At 71.0% G+C, this 20868-nt stretch carries 22 protein-coding genes and 4 pseudogenes; 13 read left to right on the top strand and 13 right to left on the bottom strand.

What is annotated here, in order from left to right:
• The first annotated feature begins 123 nt into the window (after positions 1-123).
• The gene (locus MTP03_RS21140) at positions 124-558 is read left to right on the top strand and encodes a hypothetical protein (protein WP_248489837.1); all 435 of its coding nucleotides are present in this window, start codon (positions 124-126) and stop codon (positions 556-558) included.
• On the top strand, positions 476-964 hold the full coding sequence (locus MTP03_RS21135) for a hypothetical protein (RefSeq protein WP_371821002.1): 489 nt from the start codon (positions 476-478) through the stop codon (positions 962-964). The genes MTP03_RS21140 and MTP03_RS21135 overlap by 83 nt, the downstream gene beginning before the upstream one ends.
• A gap of 4 nt (positions 965-968) precedes the next feature.
• Here the strand turns inward: MTP03_RS21135 and MTP03_RS24110 are convergent.
• Positions 969-1654, bottom strand: a pseudogene (locus tag MTP03_RS24110) (Rv3717 family N-acetylmuramoyl-L-alanine amidase).
• A 249-nt stretch (positions 1655-1903) separates the two neighbouring features.
• Here MTP03_RS24110 and MTP03_RS21125 point away from each other — a divergent pair.
• The 7 genes and pseudogenes from MTP03_RS21125 (at position 1904) to MTP03_RS21095 (ending at position 5412) form a co-directional block, all read left to right on the top strand.
• Complete coding sequence (locus MTP03_RS21125; RefSeq protein ID WP_248492322.1) at positions 1904-2194, top strand: YbaB/EbfC family nucleoid-associated protein; 291 nt, start codon at positions 1904-1906, stop codon at positions 2192-2194.
• Between the two features lie 10 nt (positions 2195-2204).
• Positions 2205-2857: pseudogene (recR, locus tag MTP03_RS21120) on the top strand (recombination mediator RecR).
• Positions 2858-2860: 3 nt separating this feature from the next.
• Positions 2861-3412, top strand: coding sequence for a uridine kinase (locus MTP03_RS21115; protein WP_248489835.1), 552 nt, complete (start codon positions 2861-2863; stop codon positions 3410-3412).
• 59 nt (positions 3413-3471) lie between these two features.
• Positions 3472-4071, top strand: coding sequence for a DinB family protein (locus tag MTP03_RS21110; RefSeq protein ID WP_248489834.1), 600 nt, complete (start codon positions 3472-3474; stop codon positions 4069-4071).
• Between the two features lie 9 nt (positions 4072-4080).
• A pseudogene (locus tag MTP03_RS21105) lies at positions 4081-4371 on the top strand (SRPBCC family protein); the annotation flags it as partial.
• 199 nt (positions 4372-4570) lie between these two features.
• On the top strand, positions 4571-5098 hold the full coding sequence (locus MTP03_RS23170) for a methylated-DNA--[protein]-cysteine S-methyltransferase (protein WP_305852773.1): 528 nt from the start codon (positions 4571-4573) through the stop codon (positions 5096-5098).
• Positions 5095-5412 (top strand): hypothetical protein, encoded by a 318-nt coding sequence (locus MTP03_RS21095; protein ID WP_248492368.1) that lies wholly within the window; start codon positions 5095-5097, stop codon positions 5410-5412. Before MTP03_RS23170 ends, MTP03_RS21095 begins: the two co-directional genes overlap by 4 nt.
• A 135-nt stretch (positions 5413-5547) precedes the next feature.
• Here MTP03_RS21095 and MTP03_RS21090 read toward each other — a convergent pair whose 3' ends face one another.
• The 6 genes from MTP03_RS21090 to MTP03_RS21065 all read right to left on the bottom strand — a co-directional run bounded on the left by MTP03_RS21090 (position 5548) and on the right by MTP03_RS21065 (position 11293).
• Entirely contained in the window at positions 5548-5970 is a 423-nt protein-coding gene (locus MTP03_RS21090) for a type II toxin-antitoxin system VapC family toxin (RefSeq protein ID WP_248489833.1), read from the bottom strand.
• On the bottom strand, positions 5967-6257 hold the full coding sequence (locus MTP03_RS21085; protein ID WP_248489832.1) for a type II toxin-antitoxin system Phd/YefM family antitoxin: 291 nt from the start codon (positions 6255-6257) through the stop codon (positions 5967-5969). The genes MTP03_RS21090 and MTP03_RS21085 overlap by 4 nt, the downstream gene beginning before the upstream one ends.
• Positions 6258-6286: 29 nt before the next feature.
• Entirely contained in the window at positions 6287-7396 is a 1110-nt protein-coding gene (locus tag MTP03_RS21080) for a hypothetical protein (protein ID WP_248489831.1), read from the bottom strand.
• Between the two features lie 234 nt (positions 7397-7630).
• Positions 7631-9094 carry a DUF2786 domain-containing protein gene (locus MTP03_RS21075; protein ID WP_248489830.1) on the bottom strand — a complete coding sequence of 488 codons (1464 nt, stop codon included), beginning with the start codon at positions 9092-9094 and terminating at the stop codon, positions 7631-7633.
• Positions 9095-9317: 223 nt separating this feature from the next.
• A complete protein-coding gene (locus MTP03_RS21070; protein ID WP_248492320.1) occupies positions 9318-10025 on the bottom strand; it encodes a type 1 glutamine amidotransferase in 708 nt (235 codons plus the stop codon).
• Positions 10026-10051: 26 nt separating this feature from the next.
• Entirely contained in the window at positions 10052-11293 is a 1242-nt protein-coding gene (locus MTP03_RS21065) for a Mur ligase family protein (protein WP_248489829.1), read from the bottom strand.
• Between the two features lie 28 nt (positions 11294-11321).
• Here MTP03_RS21065 and MTP03_RS21060 point away from each other — a divergent pair, with 28 nt between their 5' ends.
• Entirely contained in the window at positions 11322-12071 is a 750-nt protein-coding gene (locus MTP03_RS21060) for a bifunctional 2-polyprenyl-6-hydroxyphenol methylase/3-demethylubiquinol 3-O-methyltransferase UbiG (protein ID WP_248489828.1), read from the top strand.
• On the opposite strand, the gene MTP03_RS21055 is transcribed toward MTP03_RS21060, so the two are convergent.
• Entirely contained in the window at positions 11958-12950 is a 993-nt protein-coding gene (locus tag MTP03_RS21055; RefSeq protein ID WP_248489827.1) for an EamA family transporter, read from the bottom strand. The two genes, MTP03_RS21060 and MTP03_RS21055, sit on opposite strands and share 114 nt — an antisense overlap.
• Positions 12951-13021: 71 nt before the next feature.
• Here MTP03_RS21055 and MTP03_RS21050 point away from each other — a divergent pair.
• Positions 13022-13911 (top strand): annotated as a pseudogene (locus MTP03_RS21050) (LysR family transcriptional regulator).
• Positions 13912-13969: 58 nt separating this feature from the next.
• Here MTP03_RS21050 and MTP03_RS21045 read toward each other — a convergent pair.
• From MTP03_RS21045 to MTP03_RS21035, 3 genes are read right to left on the bottom strand one after another with little or no spacing between them, the layout of a single operon-like run.
• On the bottom strand, positions 13970-15730 hold the full coding sequence (locus MTP03_RS21045) for an FAD-dependent monooxygenase (RefSeq protein WP_248489826.1): 1761 nt from the start codon (positions 15728-15730) through the stop codon (positions 13970-13972).
• A gap of 58 nt (positions 15731-15788) precedes the next feature.
• The gene (locus MTP03_RS21040) at positions 15789-16709 is read right to left on the bottom strand and encodes a VOC family protein (protein WP_248489825.1); all 921 of its coding nucleotides are present in this window, start codon (positions 16707-16709) and stop codon (positions 15789-15791) included.
• Between the two features lie 5 nt (positions 16710-16714).
• Positions 16715-17563, bottom strand: coding sequence for a fumarylacetoacetate hydrolase family protein (locus tag MTP03_RS21035; protein ID WP_248489824.1), 849 nt, complete (start codon positions 17561-17563; stop codon positions 16715-16717).
• A 128-nt stretch (positions 17564-17691) separates the two neighbouring features.
• On the opposite strand from MTP03_RS21035, the gene MTP03_RS21030 reads away from it, so the two are divergent.
• Positions 17692-18372, top strand: a complete 681-nt coding sequence (locus MTP03_RS21030; RefSeq protein ID WP_248489823.1) for a GntR family transcriptional regulator — start codon at positions 17692-17694, stop codon at positions 18370-18372.
• A 75-nt stretch (positions 18373-18447) separates the two neighbouring features.
• Complete coding sequence (locus MTP03_RS21025) at positions 18448-19677, top strand: MFS transporter (RefSeq protein WP_248489822.1); 1230 nt, start codon at positions 18448-18450, stop codon at positions 19675-19677.
• Here MTP03_RS21025 and MTP03_RS22970 read toward each other — a convergent pair whose 3' ends face one another.
• Positions 19678-19914, bottom strand: a complete 237-nt coding sequence (locus MTP03_RS22970; RefSeq protein ID WP_256465182.1) for a DNA glycosylase AlkZ-like family protein — start codon at positions 19912-19914, stop codon at positions 19678-19680. It lies immediately after the preceding gene.
• Positions 19800-20861, bottom strand: a complete 1062-nt coding sequence (locus MTP03_RS21020) for a DNA glycosylase AlkZ-like family protein (RefSeq protein ID WP_256465181.1) — start codon at positions 20859-20861, stop codon at positions 19800-19802. The genes MTP03_RS22970 and MTP03_RS21020 overlap by 115 nt, the downstream gene beginning before the upstream one ends.
• Positions 20862-20868 lie beyond the last annotated feature (7 nt).

The following is a 20868-nucleotide window of genomic DNA, read 5'->3' as shown; positions in this document are numbered from 1 at the left end:
GCCGGTACCGCCCTACCCCTGCGCGACGGGGTCGACGCCACCCGCCTCGTCATCGCTGTCGAGGAGGCCGGACGCACGCTCGGTGAGGTCCTCGAGGCCAGGTTCCCGGGCACCGCGGAGTACGTGGCGCGCGAGAGCGCGTCGGGCTCGGTCGTCGGGTCCGACGGTGCGCCGCTGGCCCCGTCGGATCTCGTGGCCGCGCGGCAGGCGGTGTGGATGTACCGCGAGCTGCCGGACGAGATCGACGTGCCCTTCTCGATGCCTGTCCTGTACCAGGACGAGCGCATTGTCGTGGTCGACAAGCCGCACTTCCTGGCGACCATGCCGCGCGGGGCACGCGTGGTGCAGAGTGCGCTGGTGCGGTTGCGCCGCGAGCTCGACGATCCCCGGCTCGCGCCCGCGCACCGTCTGGACCGCCTGACCGCGGGGTGCTGCTGTTCACCCGCGACCCGGCGGTGCGGGGAGATATCAGCAGCTGTTCGCGGCGGGCGCCGCGCGCAAGGAGTACGCGGCGCTGGCGCCGCTGCGCCCGGACCTGGAGCTGCCGGCCACCGTTGAATCCCGGATCGAGAAGACGCCGGGCATCATGCGCGCCTACGAGGTGGAGGGACCGGTCAACGCGCGCTCGCACGTCGCGCTGGAGGCCGAGGTGTCGGACGGGCGGGGCGGCACCGTCGGGCGGTACCGGCTGCGCCCGGAGACGGGCAAGACGCACCAGCTCCGCCTGCACATGGCCGGGCTGGGCGTGCCGATCCTCGGGGATCCGCTGTACCCGGAGCCGCGCGAGGTCGTGGACGGCGATTTCAGCGATCCGCTGCGGCTGCTCGCCCGCAGGCTGGCCTTCACAGACCCGGTCGACGGCACCGAGCGCGAGTACGTCAGCGCTCGTGCGCTCACGATTCCGGGTTCTGACGGCTCGCGTGTGCGTATTGCACGCGCGCGGCAGCAGAAGCCGAATTCGTGAGCGGCTACCGCGTTGCGGGCGCGCCCAGGTAGGAGGCGATGCCGGCGGCCACGGCGTCGGCGAGCCTCTGCTGGCCCTCGGCGGACTCGAGCACCTTCGCCTCGGTCGCGTCGCGGAGGTTGCCTGCCTCGACGAGCACGGACGGCACCGTCGCAAGGTTGAGCCCGGCGAGGTCCGAGCGCGGGTACAGCCCGCCGGAACCGATGTAGGTGGCGGGGGTGAAGCCGCCGGCGACGAGCGCGTCGCGCATCTTCGCGGCGTACGCGGGGCTCGCGGTCTGCTGCGCGGCATTCAGGGGCGGCGAGGAAAGATTCACGTGAAACCCGCGGTTACCGGGGCGGAACCGTCGGCGTGGATGCTCACGGCTGCGTCGGCGCCCCACGCGTTCGCAGCCGCGGCGCGGGCGTCGATGCAGGACGCGACCGACGTGTCGTCGGTGCGGGACATCATCACCTGAGCGCCGGCAGCCGTGAGCACCTGGTAGAGCTTGTAGGCCACCGCGTAGTTGAAGGTGTGCTCGGGCACGCCGTTCACACTGGTGGTGCCGGTGGTCTGGCACGGCTTGGTGCCGCCGCGGCCGGTGGGGACCTGCTTGTTGATCGAGGCGTCGTTCGCGCCGTTGTGTCCCGGATCGACGAAGATCTTCTTCCCGGCCAACGCCCCCGCGGTCAGCGGCGCCGCGTTGTTCACGAGGGCGGGCCCGCCGAGCGATAGGCTGGGGACGGGGCCGAGTCCCGCCGCTGTCCGGCGTCACCGATGGTGCAGCCGGAGAGGACCAGGGCCGGGATCGCGGTCGCGGCCAGGAGGGCGGAACGGCGGTTCTTCACGGATCGTACTGTACCGCCACAACCGGCACAGTGGTAACACAAGCAACAAGAATCGGACATAGCGGGTCAGCTGACCGGCGTTAGGGAGTGAATCATGCAGCCCGGAGGCTCGATGGAAGACCTGATGGCCCAGGTCGGAGCGATGCAGCAGCAGCTCATGGCGGCCCAGCAGGAACTCGCGGTGACCACCGTCGAGGGGCAGGCCGGCGGCGGCCTGGTGACGGTGACCGGCACCGGCGACGGCCAGGTCAAGTCCGTGGTCATCGACCCCAAGGTGGTCGACCCGGAGGACGTCGAGACCCTGCAGGATCTGGTCCTGGGGGCACTGTCGAACCTGGCGGACAACACGGCCGCGCTCGCGCAGCAGAAGATGGGGCCGCTCGCGGGCGGCCTGCCTTTCTGACGGGCGGGACGTGTACGAAGGACCTGTTCAGGAGCTGATCGACGAGCTGGCCAAGCTCCCGGGGTGGGCCCGCGCGGCGCGCAGCGCATCGCGTTCCACCTCCTGGGGGTGCAGCCCACCGACATCGATCGGCTCACGAACGCGCTCACCCGCGTGCGCAACGACGTGCGCTACTGCGAGGTGTGCGGCAACGTCTCGGCCGAAGCGCGCTGCCGGATCTGCAGCGATTCGCGACGCGACCCGTCGAAGATCTGCGTCGTCGAGGAGGCCAAGGACGTCCAGGCCGTCGAGCGAACCCGCGAGTACCGCGGTCTCTACCACGTCCTCGGTGGTGCGCTGAATCCGATCAAGTCGATCGGGCCGGAGAAGCTGCGCATCCGCGAGCTGCTGGTGCGGCTGGGCACCTCCGTCGACGGCGTCGACGTGGACGAGGTCATCATCGCGACCGACCCGAACACCGAGGGCGAGGCCACGGCGGCGTTCCTCGTGCGGATGCTCAAGGACTTCCCCGGGCTCACCGTCACCCGCCCCGCGGCGGGCCTGCCGATGGGCGCCGAGCTGGAGTTCGCCGACGAGCTGACCCTGGGGCGCGCCATGAGCGGCCGCCGGTCGCTGTCCGAGCCGCCCCGCGTGCTCGAGGAGATCCCGCCCGCGGGCGGGTGAGGCATGGACGCCGCGCAGGTGCTGGCCCGGCTGGGCGGAGCCGAGGGCATCGTCGCCGTCGACGGGCCGTCGGGGGCGGGCAAATCGACGTACGCGCAGCGCCTCGTCGACGATCTCCGGGCCGACGGTGCCCGCGTAGCCCTCGTCCGCACGGACCACTACGCCACCTGGGACGACCCCGTGTCGTGGTGGCCGCAGCTCGTGTCCGAGGTGATCGACCCGTTGACGCGTGGCCGGCACGCCTTCTATCGGCCCATGGTCTGGCGCGAGGGAGTCCCCGCGCCCGGCGACGAAGTGCGGCTGACGTGGGCGCCGCTGATCGTGATCGAGGGCGTGTCCAGCGCGCGCCGCTCCATCGCGGACCGGCTGTCCCTGGCGCTGTGGCTCGACGGCGGAACGCCGGCCGAGCGGCTCGAGCGCGCCGTCGCCCGCGACGGCGAGGAGGCGCGAGCCGAGCTCGTGCGCTGGCAGGAGTTCGAGCGCGGCTGGTTCGCGGTCGACGGTACGCGGGAGCGCTGCGTGTCGGTCGGCGAGTCGCGGGTCGTCGGGGCGTAGAACTGCTCGCGGACCCACCATCGACTCCAAATGTCGGAGCCGTGTGGCACCGTCTGGGCATGGCGGAACCGATCGACGAGGCGGCCCTCAAGGCCGATATCCAGCACTACCTCGACCAGGCGCGGGACGCGCTGGTCTGGAAGCTCGAGGGCTTGGGCGAGTACGACCTTCGGCGGCCGCTCACACCGACGGGCACCAATCTGCTCGGCCTGGTCAAGCACTGTGCGATGGTGGACTCCGGCTACCTCGGCGGCTGTTTCGGCCGGCCGTTCACCCACCCGCACCTGCCGGATCCGGAGTCGCCGGACTACGTCGCGGACAACGATCTGTGGGTCCGCGCCGACGAGCCGACCGCGGCGATCGTCGACCTGTTCACCCGGTCCCGCGCACACGCGACCGCGACCCTCGCCGAGCTCCCTCTCTCCGCGACCGGCACCGTCCCGTGGTGGGGCGAGCGCGGCAGCTCGGTCACGCTGCACCGGCTCGCGATGCACACGTTCTTCTGCGACCTCGACCGGCACGCGGGCCAGGCCGACGTCGTTCGCGAGAGCATCGACGGTGCCGCGGGCCTGCAGTCCGGGAACAGCAACCTCCCCGACGACGACGATTGGACCGCGCACCGTGCGAAGGTCGAAGCCGCGGCCCGCGCCGCGGAATAGGATCGAGCCATGAGGCTCCGTGACAACCCGACGATCGAGGTGACCCGCACGCTGCCGTGTACGCCGGAACGTGCGTGGAGCCTCGTCACCGACATCGCTCTGCCCACGGCCGTCGCCGGGGAGTTGCAGCGCGTCGAATGGCTCGACGGTGCCACCGGCGTCGCGGTGGGTGCTCGCTTCCGCGGCCACAACGCGGACCCCGAGATCGGGGAGTGGTTCACCGAGCCGGAGATCATCGAGGTCGAGGACGGCCGGCGCTGGGTGTGGGTCGTCGGAGCGGTCGAGGATCCGTTGGCCACCTGGGGATTCGAGGTCGAACCGGCCCAGGGTGGCGCGCTGGTGCGGCAGTGGGCCCGCGCCGGAACGGGGGCGTCGCCGTTCAGCCGGTACATCGAGCAGCACCCGGACCGGGAGGCGCAGATCATCGACTACCGCCTCGGCATCTGGGAGGCCGGCATGGAGGCCAACCTCGCCGAGCTCGAGCGGCGGCGCGGCTGCCGTGACCGCCGGGTTCGCGCTCTTCGACACCGCCGTCGGGCGGTGCGGGATCGCCTGGGGCGCCGACGGTGCCGTCACCTCGGTCCGGCTGCCCGACCTGTCGGACGACGCGACCGCGGAGTCCCTCGCGCGCGGCGGCGCCGTCGAATCGGCTCCGCCGCCGGAGGTCGAGCGGATCGTCGCCGCGATCACGGACCTGGTCTCGGGCACAAACCTGGACGACGACCTGGCGTGGGTGCCGCTGGACATGCACGGGCTCACCGACTTTCAGCGCGCGGTGTACGACGCGACACGCCGGATCCCGCCCGGATCCACCCGCACGTACGGCGAGATCGCCACGGAGATAGGCCTTCCCGGCTCCGCTCGTGCCGTCGGCCGGGCACTCGGCGAGAACCCGTTCCCGCCCGTCGTCCCCTGCCACCGCGTGACCGCGGCCGGCGGGAGGGCGGGTGGCTTCTCCGCCGGCGGCGGCGTGGAGACGAAGATGCGGATGCTCGCCACCGAGCGGGCGGTGCTGGGGCTGTGGTGACGGCCCTGCCCAGCCCTCCGGGCGACGATCCTGACCTCATCCGGGATCTGCTCGCCGCGAGCGCTGCAGTCGGATCCGGCGTCTCGCCCGAGGTCGCGCTCGCCGAATTGCACGGCGCGGGTTGGGATGTTGAGTGCGACTCGCTGCTGGCGGGCTTGACCCCCACGGATGCAATGGAGTTGGCGCGGAACCTGGTGGCGGATCGGGCGCGGACTGACTTGGCGCGGCTGTCGCTAACGCGGGAGGAACGCATCTGCGCGGTGCGGCGTGCCAGCCCCGCCGACGAGCTCTACCGCGAAGCGGACGCCGCGTGATGGTCCGCGGTCTTCGAGTCGCAGGTCTCGTATCCGCACGCGTCGAACCTGATGTTCTACCCGCCGGCCGACGCGCCGGAGCCCTCGAACGTTGCGGCCGTGGTCGACTACCCGCGGCGTCACCGACCGATCGCGCTATGGCGCGTCCGGAGCGCCCGCGCCGGGCGAGACGACGGGAAGTCCCACCGCTCGCGCCGCGTCCAGCAGCCGCTTGTCGTAGCTGACGAACGCGCTGACCTGGTCGCGGATGCTCACTGCTGACGCCAGGTGGATCGCGTCGAGCGTGCGCAGTGTCAGTGGTCCGATGCTCTGGGCCCCCGCAACGATCTCCTCGGTTACGGAGGCACTGTTGATCTGGTTCGCCACGTATCCGGCGTGCTCGAAGATCTCCTCGTCGTCGCGGCGTGTCGCCGCGCGCATCAGCTCGATACGGCCGACGTCGCTGGTCGTCAACGTTTCATTCGCCTCGGCCTGCTCGGCGACCCATGTGGTGAGCGCGTCCGATTCATGCTCGGCGATGATGAGCTTGGTCAGCGCCGAGGTGTCCATGTAGATCATTCTTCCCGCATCTCCATGAGGATCTCGGTCAGCGTCTTCTCCCCCGGCTGCAAGGGTTTCCGAGCCTTCCGCATCGCTGTGATCTTCTCGAGGTCGAACGGGTGCTTGGCGGGCTTGATCTTGCCGGCCGCGACCAAATTCCGGTACTGGCGCTCCTTCTCGCTGACCGGGACCAACCGGGCGACGAGCCTGCCGTGGTTGGTCACCTCGATCTCCTCGCCCGCCTCCACGCGCGCGAGGTACTTCGAGGCGTGCTGCCGCAGTTCCCGGACGCCGATCTGCTCCATATGCTCAACAGTAGCACCGATTGTGCTACTCATGCGGCGCCGTTCCAGGGCTGCTCACAGGCGGTGGGGAACAGCACCTCGAAGACTGCGGAGGCAGCCGCGTCGCGCTGTGCAAGTAGTCGGGTCGCGACGCGGCCGTTCGCCTCGAAGACGGCCTCCTCGAGGCTTTCCCGGCGGTCCTCGAGCATGAAGTCCAGCCGCTCCAGTGCCTCGTGCGCGACGGCGGTAAACGAGTCGCCCGAGGCTGCCGCCCAGGTCTCGCACTGCCGGACCGTCGAGGTGTACATCGCCTCGGCCGCGTCCAGGTCGTACGGGCGACCGACGATCGCCGAGATGCCGAGGCCGACGAACGATGCGGTGCGGACGGCATTGTGTTCGCAGATCACCCGCAGCAAATCGGCCTTCGTCTCCGCATCGGGACCGTCGAGGAGGACGCGCCGGGAACGCACCTGCGCGGTCAGCGGGGCGCACTTCGCGTCGGCGATGGCGGCGTGGAACGCCCGCTCCGCCATCACGGTGTGTGCGGTGACGGTCGCTTCCCAGGCCTCGCGTGGGTCGGATCCCTTCTCCGCCTCTGCCAGCGCAGCCGTCAGCTCTGTGAGATCGGAGAAATGCGGATGCGGGTCGACGGCGACGTCCTCGCTCCACTCGCAGGGGAGTGGGAGGAGGGCGGGCACCTCGTCCAAACCGCCGAGGAGACCCACGAGTTGTGTGGCGGGCCGCCACGCCGCGGCCGTCGACAGCCCCGCCTGTGCGCGCCACCCCGCAGCCCATTCCTGGACGGCCTCCCGTGAGTCCTTCTGTGGAACAGCCAGATCGTGCAGCTGTGCCAACCATTCAGCCGGCGCGAGGTCTCGATGCGAGGCGCACGTGGCGTGCATCGCGATGCCCGTCATGAGGAAGCTCTCCTCGTGTCGCCCCAGGCGGTGGCGGGCGATGTGTGCGAGCTCCCTGGGCTGCCAGCCTCTGTCGTACATCTGGACGATCTGAGTGAAGAGCACACCGCCGAGGATCTCGTCGACCAGGTCGTCAGACAGCTCCGGGGTCATTGCCTCCAGCGCCGACACCGCTCGGTCGAAGAACTCCGCGATGCCCTTGATCCCGCCGTGCCGGATCGCAGCGATCAGGACCGGCCGCACTCGATCGAAATAGGGATCCGGTCCGTCCAGACCAGTGCCGTACTTGCTGCGTTCTCCGCTGTTCGACGAGGTGTCCTGTTGACCTGCCCTCTTTCGCTGGGAGCTCCGCGACTTCTGCGCATCCCGACGCTTGTTCATACTCATCATGTCCCCCCGAACATGTCGATGATGGACGGCACGGTACCGCACCAGCTGGGCTCGCGATGTGAGACCGCACAATTCAATCGGTTCTCGTCAGGCGCTCCGCTCCTGCAGGCGGGTTCGACCGCCGGTGAGGTCGGCGAAGTCGGCTGCGGTTCGGCCCGCCGCCCACCCTGCGCGATTGGACACGGCCGGAGCAGATTTGGCGTAGCTCTCGGGGAAGGTCTCCGCGAACACCGCGCCGACCGCCTCGGCCCGCGGGTCGAGTACGGGTACCAATTCCCGGCCGTACTGCGCGGAGAGATCCGCGGTCGCCTCGTCACGCGCCGTCTCGAGCCGCTCGCGGATGCGTTGCGCGTAGGAGAGGAGGAAGCTGCGACGAAAGCTGGGTGTACGCTGCCCTGCGTTCCGGCCCGCCTCGCGCACGGCGTTCGTCGCCTGGACGAGCAGCGACGTGTAGAGGAGCTCGACGAGGTCGAGATCGACGGGCATGCCGACGATCGACATGAGGCCGAGATCGCCGTGTGAGATCGCCTTGACGGCGTTGGTCGCGGCCACGCAGTTCAGGAGTGACTCCTTCGCCTCTGGATACGGGCTCGCGATCAGGACCCGGCGTTGCTCGACCTGCTCGGTCAGGTGCACGTTCTCGTCGGCATCGAGGAGCGCGGTCTCGATCGCATGGCGCGTCATCAGATGCTGCGCTTTCGCGGTGAGGGCCTCCGCCTCCTCGGCGAACTCGGACGACTCGGCCTTGGCAAGCAGTCCGCGGATCCGCCCGAGGATCTTCGAGTCCTTCCGCCGAGCCCCGGTGGATGTCGTGCCATGCGAACCCCAGTCGCAAGGCAGAGGACCGATCACGGGCAGTCGCCCCAAACCTCCGATCGCGCAGATCATTAGGAACGCGGGACGCCAGGCCGCTGCGAGCGAGATGCGTTCGGTCTCGCGCCACCCGCGGATGGCCGCAGGGCGGCCCCGAGAAGAGTTCTGCGGAACGTCCAGGTCCGTCAGCTGGTCGATCCAGCTCTGCGGGGCCGTGGTGAACGCCCGGTGCTCCGCGGTGTGAACGCCGATGCAGATCATGAGCAGACGAGCCCCTGCGGCGTCGGACTTCCTGGCGACGACGTGTACGAGTTCCGCCGGCTGCCAACCGTTGTCGAACAGGAGGGACACCTGGCGGATCGCGGCGCTTCCCACCAGATCGTCGAAGTACCCGTTCGGAAGGCGCGGCGTCAATGCCTCGAGCCGATCGACGGTGCGGTCGAACCGCCACGCGTCACGTCTGAGCCCTGAACCCGCGTCGAGAGCGATGCGGAAGAGATCCGCAACCGCCCCGGGGTCGTCGTTCGACGCCTGCTCGGCCCAGGATGCGTGGCCCGCGTTCTCGGCCTCGTGCGGTTCGAATCCGTCGTGGTGCGGAGCGCCGTCCGACGGGGCGAACGGATCCTGATCGAAGCGGTGTGTGGTGGACCGTGATCCGGTTCCGCCGCGCGCGGCGCCCCTGCCCGCGCCGGCCTTCTTCTTCCGCGCGTCCCGCCGCTGCTTGCTGTTCCTGCTCATGATGTCCCCCCGAACTCTCGATGATGAGACCGAGGGTAGAACGGGCCACTGACATGTCTTCTTCGTCGGCGCGGACGTCACGGGATTCGGGTGCGACGGTGCCGGACGCCATGCGTCGGACGCATGGCCTGCCCGGCAAAAATGTCCTCTGAACAGGAAAACGAGGCCATGCGTCACACGCATGGCTTTCGAGGAGACATCCGTACCTCGTCGCCCGGCGCTTCTACTTCCGCAGCCGCTCGCGCCGCAGCAACTCCACGTCCGGCAGGTCCAGCGGCTCGAGCGAACGCCCGGTCGCGCGGGCGAGCAGGTAGTCCGCCAGCTCCGGATTCCGGGCCAGCGCGGGCCCGTGCATGTAGGTGCCGAGCACGCTGCCCTGCACCACCCCGTCGACCGCGGTACCGGCGCCGTTGCCGACCCCCCGCACCACGCGCTGCAGCGGCGCCGCGTCGGGGCCGAGCGCTGAGCCGCCCCGGTGGTTCTCGAAACCGCTGAGCGGTGCGCTCAGTCCGTCGATGAGCGGTACGCCCTCGATCTCGCCGATCGACCGCTCCGCCTGCGGCGTTGTGGTCAGGTCGAACAGCGAGATGCCTTCCACCCGTTCGCCTTCGGAAGTCTCGTACCAGTGGCCCAGCACCTGGATCGCGGCGCAGATCGCGAGCACCGGCGCGCCGCGGCCGGCGGCCTCCTGCATGCCCGGGTACTGCGTGAGGTGCCGGGTCGCGAGCCGCTGCGCGTAGTCCTCGGCGCCGCCCAGGGTGTAGATGTCGCACGACGCGGGCACCGGATCGGACAGGGTGATGGGCAGGACCTCGGCCTCGATGCCGCGCAGCCGCGCCCGCTGCCGCAGCACCAGCGCGTTGCCGCCGTCGCCGTAGGTGCCCATCACGTCGGGCAGCACCAGGCCGATCACCAGGGTGGATTCGGTGATCCGGGCCTCGGATCCGGAGAAGTCGATCACGCGTGCCGCCCTTCCAGTGCCGTGTTCAGGTCGCGGAACGCCGTGTAGTTGGCCAGCACCTCGACGCGCCCGGGCGGGCACGAGGCGATCGCCGCCACCGGGTCGGCGACGAGCGTGTGCTCGGCGCCGGCGTACGTCAGCCGCACCGCGAGGTCGGCGCCGCGCTCGCCGGAGGCGACCACCTTGCCGTTCTCGAACCGCTCGAACTGGACGTCCCACAGCCAGGACAGGTCCTCGCCGTCGGGGACCTGCCCGTTCACGGCGATCACCAGGCCCTCGGCGGTGCCGTCGATCATCGCCATGGCCTCCTGCCATCCCGCGGGGTTCTTGGCCAGCAGCATCCGGACGGTGTGCTCGCCCACCTGCACGGTGGCGTACCGTCCGGCCACCTCCTCGACGGTGCCCACGGCGCGCACCGCGGCGGCCGGGTCGGCGCCCATCGCGACGGCCGCGGCCACGGCCTGCGCGGCGTTGCCGCGATTCGCGCGGCCGGGCAGTTGCAGCGTGAGTGGCGCGACGAAACCGTCGGGCCCGTGGATGTGCGTCTCGTCCACCCACCAGTCCGGTTCGGGGCGGGCGAAGTCCGTCCCCGTCGAGTACCAGTGCGCCCCGTCGCGCACGATCGGCTCGCCGGAGCGCGGGCAGGAGACGGAGTCGCCGGTCCAGCCCGCCCCCGCGGCCACCCACACGACGTTCTTCGCGTCGTACGCCACCGAGGTCACCAGCACGTCGTCGCAGTTCGCGACCACGGCCACGCCGGGGTGCGCGTCGACCCCCGCCCGCAGGCGGCGCTCGATGGCGTTGATCTCGCCGACCCGGTCCAGCTGGTCCCGCGAGAGGTTGAGGAGCACGAGCGCCTCGGCGTCGGTCGCGTCGAGCACGTGCGGGACGTGCAACTCGTCGACCTCCAGCGCGGCGAGCGGAGCGCGCTGGTGCGCGGTCAGGGCCGCGACGATGCCGGCGTCCATGTTCGCCCCGTCGGCCTGCGTCGCGACCTCCCGGCCGAGCGTGGCGAGGGCGGCCGTCGTCATGCGCGTGGTGGTCGACTTGCCGTTCGTCCCGGTGACGATCACGGTGCGCTTGCCGGCGGCGAGCTTGGCCATGAGGTCCGGCTCGATCTTGAGGGCGACGAGGCCGCCGATCATGGAGCCCTTGCCGCGGCCTGCGCGCTGCGACGCCCAGGCTGCGGATCGGGCGGCGAGCAGCGCCGCGCGGGCGCGGAGGGGGAGTCCGGGCATGGGCTCCAGAATAGGGCAAGCTGGATTCATGGCTGAACTGCACGAGGACCGGCAGCGGGCGATGTCGTTCGGCGCCATCGCCGACTCCTACGACCGGCTGCGGCCGCGCTACAGCGACGTCACGATCGATGCGATCACCGCGGGCGCACGGTCCGCCGCCGACATCGGCGCGGGCACGGGGATCCTGGCCCGGCAGCTGGTCGCGCGGGGCCTCGACGTGCTGGCCGTCGAGCCCGACGGTGCCATGGCCGACGTCGCCCGGGCGTCCGGCGTGCCCGCCGAGGTCGCCACGTTCGAGGGCTGGGACGCGGCCGGCCGCACCTTCGACCTGATCACGTTCGGGCAGTCCTTCCACTGGGTGGACGCCGACGCCGCGGTGCCGCGCTTCGCCTCACTGCTCAACCCGGGCGGCCGCGTCGTGCTGTTGTGGAACAGGCTCCGTCCGACCCGGCCGGCGAACGACGATCTCCGCGCCGCGAGCGCGGACTACGTCAACGTCGAGGCCGCGGGCGCCGGCTCGGACCACGACCAGATGTTCCGGATGCGGGCGCTGCGGGACCGCTTCGCGGACGCGGGCTTCACGGTGACCGAGCGGGAGGACTCGTGGACCGAGACGCAGCCCAAGGACCGCTGGCTGGACCTCGTGTTCACCTACTCCGCGCACTCAACCCTGCCGGACGACCGCCGCGCTGCTCTGCGGGCGGCGCTCGCCGAGGTCATCGGCGACGGGGACGTCGAGATCGGGGCCGCCACCATCGCGCTCGTCGCCACTCGATAGCGCGGCCGGGCGCAGCATCCCCAGGAGGCAGCCTGCGATCACCGTTCCGGCGCCGGCCAACGCCAGCGCGGTCGGCCGCTCGCCGAGCACGGCGGCGCTCGCGGCGATGCCCACGACCGGGACGAGGAGCGTCGCCGGCGCGACGGTGGACGCGGGGTAGCGCGCCATCAGCGCGCCCCACAGCCCGTAGCCGACGACCGTGCTCATCACCGCGATGTACGCGACGCCCAGCAGCGCGAGCCGGCCGTCGGCATCGTCGAAGCTGCGGGCGAGGGCCTTCCAGCCCGTGGTGGAGCCCTCGAACGCGGCGCTCAGCGCCAGCATCGGCAGGGGCGGAATGACCGACATCCACAGCGTGAACCGGAACGGTTCCGACGGTGCCGCCAGTCGCTGTCCGATGTTGCCGAACGCCCAGCTGAGCCCGCCGAGCAGGGTGAGGACCACGCCCAGCACACCGACACCGGCGGCGGCGTCGGCGCGGTCGGCGATGATCAGCGCCATCCCGGCCACCGCGACGGCGATGCCGACGACCTGGCGGCCGCGCAGCCGCTCGTGCAGCAGGACCGCGCCCAACAGCACCGTGAACGGCGCCGAGGACTGCAGCACCAGCGAGGCCAGGCCCGTGGGCATACCGATGTGCATTGCCGTGAACAACAGGCCGAATTGGAGGGTGCCCGAACCGATCCCGTACAGCAGCAGCCATTTCACTGGCCCCTTCGGCGGCCGCACGAAGAGCAGCACCGGAACTGCCAGCACCAGGAAGCGCAGCGCGCCCAGGAACAGGGGAGGGAAGTAGTCGAGGCCGTACCGGATGGCGAGGAAGTTCACGCCCCACAGCACCACGACGGTGACGGCGACGAGGCGGTGGCGGAGGGTCATGACTCCACTGTCGTGGGCGCGGAAGCGAAGAACAATCGAATACTTCTGCACCCACGATGTAGCGTTGCTACATGGATGTCCATCGCCTGCGGATCCTGCGCGAGCTGGCCGACCGCGGCACCGTCGCCGCGACGGCGCGCGCGATGGCCATGACGCCGTCGGCCGTGTCCCAGCAACTCAAGGTGCTCGCACGCGAGGCGGGTGTCGAGCTGCTCGAACCCGACGGCCGGCGAGTGCGGCTCACCGACGCCGGACTCGCCCTGGTGGTGCGGGCGGAATCGGTTCTGGGGGAATTGGATCGGGCCCGCGCAGAGATGGACCGCTACCGCTCCACGCCGACGGGGACCGTGCGGCTGACGTTGTTCCCCTCGGCGGCGGAACTGCTACTGCCGGGCGTGCTGCTCCGGACCGCCGCGGCGGGGATCGCCGTGACGGCGTCCGATGCCGACCTGCCCGGCACCGACCTCCCCGTGATGATGGCGGATGCCGACGTCGTCGTGGCGCACCGGGACGAGCGGGCCGCGCCGCTCGGGGGCCGCGGATCGCGTCGCGGCTCCTCATGCGCGAGCCGATCGACCTCGCGGTGCCGCTCGATCACCCGCTCGCGGCGGCCGGACGCGTCGAGGCGGCTCAGCTGTCGGACCTGGACTGGATCAGCGTGAACGACGGCTTCCCCGTGGACGACGTGCTCCGGTCCCTGGCGACGATCACCGGGGTGCGGCCGCGGGTGATCCAGCGCATCAACGACTTCCACGCGATCCAGGCGATGGTCGCCGCGGGACTGGGGGTCGCGCTGGTGGCCCGGCACGCGATCACCCACCCGGGCGTGCGCGGCCTGGAGATCGTCGGCGTCCGCGCGGCCCGGATCCTCGAGGTCGCGACGCGACCGGGGGCGCACCGTCGGCCGGCGGTGGCGGCGGTCCTGCGCGCTCTCGACGAGGAGGTCGCCGCGGTCGGTTGACCTCGCGGCGCCCGACCGGGACCGCGTGCCGCGGTGGTCCGGCTGGGCGGGGCCGCGCTCAGGCGTTCAGGTCGACGCGACGGCACACCGCGTGGTCCACGGCGTTGCGCAGCGCGGTCGCCGGATCGTCGGCGGCGATGTGCGCGCGCCACCCGATGTGATGATCCGGGCGGACGAGAAGGGCGCCGTCGTCCCCGATCTCGCGGACCGCTCCCCAATCGCCGAGGACGTCGTCGTACTCGCACCGGATTCCGACCGTACGCACGTCGATCGGCAGGCCGGTCTCGGCGGACACGGTCGATGCGGCGGACCGCCACGCATCGCCGTCGGGCCCTATGAGCAATGTCATCCGCCCGTGCCCCGTGATGTCCAGCGTGGACACGCGACGTCGGTCCTTCTCCAGCCAGGCATGAGGGATGCGGGCACCGGGGTGCGTGGTCGGATGGTGGTACAGGACGCGATCGCGGCCGTCCTTCGGTTCGGGGACGCCGTCGTCGATGATCGCCGCCGAGGCGTAGCGCTGGTCGAGTTCCATTCCGTGAGCATTGAACTGGTAGTTCTGCAGCTGCACGGCATCGGCGAGGCGTGCGCGTCGGGCGGCGCCGGCGGCACCGGGTGCGAAGAGCTCGTCGAGGCTGCGCCAGCCGTCCTCGGCCGATTGTCCGGGCTCGAAACCGAGGGCCTCGGAGATCGGCAGCATGTCGCGGACGCTCTGCATCGCGCGGTCCACGACCTGCCTGCCCACCGGCTGACGCTCCTGCGTGTAGGTCTCGAGGATGCCGGGACCGGCGTGTCCGTGCAACACGTACGCGAGCTTCCAGGCGAGGTTGAAGGAGTCCTGGATCGAGGTGTTGGTGCCCAGGCCGTTCGCGGGCGGATGCCGGTGCGCCGCATCGCCGGCGAGGAACACGCGCCCCTTCTGGTACGTCTCCGCCACCACGTGGTTGATCTGCCACGTGCTGGCCGATTTGATCCGGATGTCCACGGACGGGTCGCCGATGGTGCCGCGGGCCCGCGCGATCAGCGACTCCTCGTCCATATCGGGCGTGCCGTCGGCGGGGTCGTACATGCAGAGGAGGACCCATTCGGTCCAGGGCTTCACGCAGATCCAGGTTCCGGATCCGACCCAGTAGTCGTTGCCCGGCTGCGCCATCCAGTACAGCGTGCCGGGGCGATGCGCGGTGTACTCCGTCAGATCCGCCTCCAGCCAGATGTTCATCGCGGCGCCGAGGCCCATCTCGCCGATCATGGCGATGCCGGTCCGCTCTGCGACGCGCGAGCGCCCTCCGTCGGCGCCGATCGCGTACTTGGCCCTGATCCGGTAGGTCTCGCCGGTGGTGCGCACCCGCACGAGCGCGGTCACGCCGGCGTCGTCCTGGGTGATCTCCTCGAGCTCCGTCGAGAAGCGCAGGTCCGCCCCGGCCTCCTCCGCGCCGGCCCGGATGATCGGTTCGAGGACGTGTTGCGGGATGTTGCACATCTCCGAAGGGCTGGCCGCGGCGTAATCGGCGTGGCGCGCGGTGCCCGATCCCCACGTCATCAGCCGTGCGATCTCGCGGCCCGCGAAGCTGGTGGCCCACACGTTGTTCCCCATCAGCTCGTTCGGCACGGCCGCCGCTCGTACGCGCTCCTCGAGGCCCAGGTCGCGGAAGACCTCGACGGTGCGCTGGTTGGTGATGTGCGCCCGGGGCGAATGCGCTGTGCCCGGATGCTTCGTCACGGTCACGGCGTTCACGCCGTAGCGGGCGAGGAGGGTGGCTGCGGTCAGGCCGGCGGGCCCGGCTCCGACGATCAGGACGTCGGTCTCGATGTCGTTCATGATGTTTCGACCTCTGTGAGGGCGGGCGCGGGTGCGCCCGGTGGGTGTTGGCGGCGGTTCACCGTGCGCTGTGGGCGCCGGTCATCATTGCGGCGAGATCCTCGGGCGCGAGGAATGACGGGGGTGGGGGAGGACCCCAGCGGAACAGGCCTCGAGCACCCTCGAGGTCCTCGGGCGTCCACAGCTCGTCCTCGGGGACGCAGTCCATATCGGAGTAGTACTCGGAGAAGTTGCCGGCGGGATCCTTCAGGTACCAGAAGAAATTGGATCCCGCGTAGTGCCTGCCGAGCCCCCAGACGTGACGGTCGGGATGCCCTTCGAGCATGTCGTGCGCCCCGCGCCCCACCTCGTCGATGTCGTCCACCTGCCACGACGTGTGGTGCAGGTACACCACGGGCGCGGCGAGAACCAGGATGTTGTGGTGGTCGGTGGAGCAGCGCAGGAAGCTCCCGTGCCCCACGATGTGATCGCTGATCTGAAAGCCCAGTCCGTCGACGAAGAACCGGCGGGTCGCGTCGAGATCGGTGGTGCCGACGACGGCGTGGCCCAGTTTCCGGGGCTGGACCCGCCCCTCGCGACGCATCACGTCCGCGCGGCCGGTGCGATCGACCCGTCCCGGCCCGTTGTACGGCGTTCGGGGTACCGGGGCCTGGAGGAGGCGGGGACGGATCCGGACGTGGACGCGGATGTCGCAGACCGGTTCCACGGTGGTGAGGGTGTCGGCGGTCGTGTCGACGGTGAGGCCGAGCGCGCGGAGCCGGGCGGCGATCCGGGCGATGTCGTCCGCGTCGTCGGCGGCGACGGTGAGCTCGAGAAGCCGACGGGTGGGCGCGTGCACGATCGTGAGCTGCTCGCCGCCGTCGGTGGTGCTCAACGCGCCGTTCGATCCGGGCGTGAGCCCGAAGTCCGTGTAGTACGCGATGGTCTCGGCGACGTTGGGGACGCCGATCGTGATCGAGGCGAGACTGTGCAGAGCCATGACCGCTACTCTCCACTCGGAGCGACGAAGGTCTGTTCGAGTTCGCCGATCCCGGCGATGGACGAGCGCAGGACGTCACCGTCGTTGAGATAGCGCGCGGGCGTACGGCCCAGCCCCACCCCCTCCGGCGTACCGGTGAAGATGATGTCGCCGGGGAGCAGCGGCGTGATACCCGAGAGGTACGAGACCAGCTGGGGGACCGAGAACAGCATGGCCGAGGTGCGGCTCTTCTGCATCTGCTCGCCGTTCACGGTGCAGCCGAGTTCGATGTCGTCGCGGTCGGCGAACTCGTCGGGGGTCACCAGGACGGGGCCGAGAGGGGCGAAGCCGGGGTACGACTTGCCGAGGCTGAACTGCGGCGGCTTCGCGTCGAACTGGGTGTCTCGCTCGGAGATGTCCTGTCCGGCGGTGAGCGTGCTGACGTACTCCCATCCGTCCGCCTCGGACACCTTGTGCGCGTACTTGCCGATGACGGCCACGAGTTCGACCTCCCAATCGACGGTGGGCCCGGGGAGTTCGACGGTGCCGCGGGGTCCGGCGAGCGAGGTGCGGAACTTCGTGAACGTGGGAGGAAAATCGGGGACCGCGTACTTGGACTCGGCGGCGTGCGCCGCGTAGTTGAGGCCGACCGCGAACACCTGTCGCGGCTCGGGCACGGGATTCTGCAGGGCGTGCGGGTCGAACACCGATCCCGCCGAGGCGTCGGCGCCCGCGGCCCAGGCCGCGAAGGGCTCCCAGTCGTGGAGGATCCCCGTGATCGAGGGGCCGAACCGGCCCGCGCTGGCCTCGGCCACGTCGAGGGCGTGGTCTGCGTGGACGAGGACGGCCCTGTCATTGAGAACTCCGATGCGCATCGCATTGCTCCTTGCTCGGTGAGTGTGTCGGTCATCACAGTGTCTGCCGCTAGATTCGTAAAGTCAAGAGAGTTTCGAAAGTTATCGATAGATTCGCGCATGCGCCCGCTGAGGCTTAGGCTGAGGCGGTGGCTACCTCGACTCCGAAGCGGACCCGCGTGGACGCGGTGTACGACGCGCTGCGCGCCGACGTCCTGGCGGGCCGGCGCCCCCCGGGCGAACGACTGAAGTTCCCCGACCTCAGTGCCGCCTACGGCGCCAGCGTCTCGGTCATTCGCGAGGCGCTGACCAGGCTCGCAGCGGAGGGGATGGTCACGTCGCAAGCGCACCTCGGCTTCACGGTGACCGAGCTGTCCGCGGACAGCCTCGGTGACCTCACCGATGCGCGCCTGGTGCTCGAGTCGTTGGTACTGGAGCGATCGATCGCGGAGGGCGATGTCGGGTGGGAGTCCGAGGTGGTCGCGACGCACCACAGGCTCGAGCGGACGCCGCTGCTCAGTGAAGACGAACCGGTGCGGGTGTCGGACGAGTGGGTGCAGGCGCACGCCGCCTTCCATGCCGCGATCCTGGCGGGTTGCGCCAACAAGCGGCTGGTGCAGATGACGAGGGCGCTGCGGGACGAGGCCGAGCTGTACCGCCGGTGGTCGCTTCCGCTCGGACTGGAGCGCGACCGGGACCTCGCCGGCGAGCACCGTCGGATCATGGAGTTGACCCTGGCGCGGGACGCGGCGGGCGCGGCGGCGGCGTTGAGGGACCACATCGCACACACGACCCGGCTGCTGGACGAGTACATCGCGACAGCGACGTAGCGCGGTGCGGCGTCGTCGGTGCCGGGCGACGCGGTGAGTTGACGCGCCGGGCGAATTCATCCCATGATTCTGTGGGTGACCTCGACCACCAAGGAGTCCGCACTCGCGCCGCTGCGCGCCGTCGGCGTCCTGACCTGTGCGGCCGCGCTGATCCTCATGGGCATCTGCCTGCGCCTGGTATTCGGCAGCTCGTCCGCTGTGCTCGCCGAGATCCGCGACGCCTACGGCCTGACCGGCGGCGAGTTGGCCCTGCTCACCACCGGCCCGGTGCTGTGCCTCGGCGCGTTCTCGGCCGCCGCGCCCCGGCTCGCCCGTCGGTACACGGCGGTGGTCGTGGCCACCGTCGCCGTCGCGATGATCGCGGTCGGCAGTGCGCTCCGGATACTGCCGAGCTGGCCTGTGCTGCTGGGCGGCACGATGCTCGCGGGCGCTGGGATCGCGCTGGGCAACGTGCTCGGGCCGGTGTTGGTCCGGATCTTCTTCCCGCACCGGCTCGGACTGATGACGGGTCTGTTCACCTCGATGGTGTGCGCCTCCACCGGCGTCGCGTCCGCGTTGACGGTGCCGGGCGCCACCGCTCTCGGCGGCAGCTGGCGCGGATCGCTCGCGCTCTGGGCGATCCCGGCGCTGGCCGCGGCGGCACTGCTGGCGGTGGTCACGGTGCGGTACCTCCGGTTCCGGCAGCACGCCCCCGAGCCCGACGGTGCCGCCGAGCCCGGCGCCGCCCGGACGGTGCTACGCAGCCCGATCGCCTGGGCCGTCACCGGATTCATGGGCCTGCAGTCGCTGCAGGCGTACGCGCTCATCGGCTGGATCCCCACGATCTACCGCGATCGCGGGCTCTCGGCGCAGACCGCGGGCGCGATGCTCGCGGTCGGGGGCCTGCTCAGCGTGGTCACGGCGCTCACCTTCCCACAGTGGGCAGCGCGGCGCCGCGACCAGCGGATCGTCGCGGTCGCGGCAGTGGCACTGCAGGGGATCGGGGTGTTCGGGGTGCTCGCGTTCGGCACCGGGATGGGGGCCTGGATCGCGAACATCGTCGTGGGATTCGGGCTGGGAGCGATGATCTCGCTGGCGGTCACGATGATGAACCTGCGCGCCGCGACCACTGCGGAGGCGGTGTCGCTGTCCGCGATGTCGCAGACCGTGGGCTACCTGCTCGCCGCCTGGGGACCGATGCTCATGGGTGTCCTGCACGGCGTGGAGGGGACCTGGACGCTCCCGCTGATCAGTCTCCTGCTCCTGTTGGCGCCGCTCCTGGCATGCGGCGTCGTCGCGGGTGCCGACCGCACCGTCTCGCGGTAGTCAGCCCGCGAACTCCACGTCGACGGTCGCGGCGCCGCGGAGCGGGGCGATCGACTCCGCCTCGCCGACGATCGCGGCGCGCTCCGCCTTCGTGAGCCTGCCGAATGCGGTGACCGTGAGCGTCAGGCGTTTCCCGCGCTTGCGGGGCCGCCACGTGCCGGCGATCCGGCCGTCGAGCAGGACGGTCCCGGGCTCGCCGACGGCGCGCCAGACCTCGCGCTGCCGTTCCGCCGGCACGAGGAGGAGCGGTCCGGCGCCTGGGTGTACGGGTCGCGGGGCGGCAACAGCCGGACCCCCGACGGTGCGGCGGCGTCGGCCAGGGCGGGCCGGTCTGTGGCGAGGATCCACGCCGGACCGCCGTCCGTGTCGACGCGTTCCAGCTCGGGTTCGACTGCAGTCCACCAGGGCTCGGCGTCACCGGAACGTATGCCGAGCCACGTCGCGAGGCCGGCGCGCGTGGACGGGCCGTAGCAGCGGAGGTAGCGTCTGGCGAGTTCGGCGCGCGCATCGTCGGCCGACGCCGCTGCAGTGGGCGGCCCCAGCCATTCGTCGGCGAGCACGAACGGCGCGGAGTTCCCCTCCCGCGGTGCGAAGCACACGACCCGCTGCAGGCACAGGATCCGCACGCAGAAGTGCACCACGGCCTCACCGATCGGTTGCCCGGGCGCGTGCGGTCCCTCGCTCCGCCAGACGGTGCGCTGCGCGGCGCTCAGGTCGGGCTCGACGGCGCGCGCCACCTCGGCGCCCAGCGCGTCGATCGCGAGGCGCCGCCCGGACAGCACCTCGTGGGTGCGGGCGGCGATGAGCGACACGGCACCGTCGAGTCCTATGCCGAGGGCGTCGAGCGCCGGGCCCACCCCGAGGATCAGCCGCTGTGCACCGGCCTCGGAGGGCGGCAGGACGCCGGTGGTGAACACGGGGAGATCGCCGGCGGGGACGACGAAGGGCGCGCCGCGCATACTCCAGGTGCGTACGAGCTCCCGCTGCGCCAGGGCATCGTCGACGGTGCCGGCCGTGACGCCGCGCACCCGGGCGTTCAGGGCGAGCAGAGCGGAGCCGGGCGGGCTGTCCTGGATGCCGCACCGACTCGCGGCCGCGGCGCGGCCGTCCTCGTCGAGGCGGTCCGCCAGTGCGTGCGCGCGCAGGCGGAACGCGAGGATGCGGTCGGTGGTGAACGTCGGCATCGTGACC

Source organism: Tsukamurella sp. PLM1, from assembly GCF_023168325.1.
GTDB lineage: Bacteria > Actinomycetota > Actinomycetes > Mycobacteriales > Mycobacteriaceae > Tsukamurella.
This window is presented reverse-complemented; position numbering and strand designations above follow the sequence as displayed.

Coding starts and splice junctions, on each gene's coding strand:
- MTP03_RS21020 (WP_256465181.1), bottom strand. CDS start 20,861: ATGCCGACGTTCACCACCGACCGCATCCTCGCGTTCCGCCTGCGCGCG.
- MTP03_RS21075 (WP_248489830.1), bottom strand. CDS start 9,094: ATGAGCAGGAACAGCAAGCAGCGGCGGGACGCGCGGAAGAAGAAGGCC.
- MTP03_RS21090 (WP_248489833.1), bottom strand. CDS start 5,970: ATGATCTACATGGACACCTCGGCGCTGACCAAGCTCATCATCGCCGAG.
- MTP03_RS21040 (WP_248489825.1), bottom strand. CDS start 16,709: ATGGCTCTGCACAGTCTCGCCTCGATCACGATCGGCGTCCCCAACGTC.
- MTP03_RS21085 (WP_248489832.1), bottom strand. CDS start 6,257: ATGGAGCAGATCGGCGTCCGGGAACTGCGGCAGCACGCCTCGAAGTAC.
- MTP03_RS21035 (WP_248489824.1), bottom strand. CDS start 17,563: ATGCGCATCGGAGTTCTCAATGACAGGGCCGTCCTCGTCCACGCAGAC.
- MTP03_RS21045 (WP_248489826.1), bottom strand. CDS start 15,730: ATGAACGACATCGAGACCGACGTCCTGATCGTCGGAGCCGGGCCCGCC.
- MTP03_RS21055 (WP_248489827.1), bottom strand. CDS start 12,950: ATGACCCTCCGCCACCGCCTCGTCGCCGTCACCGTCGTGGTGCTGTGG.
- MTP03_RS21060 (WP_248489828.1), top strand. CDS start 11,322: ATGGCTGAACTGCACGAGGACCGGCAGCGGGCGATGTCGTTCGGCGCC.
- MTP03_RS21065 (WP_248489829.1), bottom strand. CDS start 11,293: ATGCCCGGACTCCCCCTCCGCGCCCGCGCGGCGCTGCTCGCCGCCCGA.
- MTP03_RS21115 (WP_248489835.1), top strand. CDS start 2,861: ATGGACGCCGCGCAGGTGCTGGCCCGGCTGGGCGGAGCCGAGGGCATC.
- MTP03_RS21110 (WP_248489834.1), top strand. CDS start 3,472: ATGGCGGAACCGATCGACGAGGCGGCCCTCAAGGCCGATATCCAGCAC.
- MTP03_RS21125 (WP_248492322.1), top strand. CDS start 1,904: ATGGAAGACCTGATGGCCCAGGTCGGAGCGATGCAGCAGCAGCTCATG.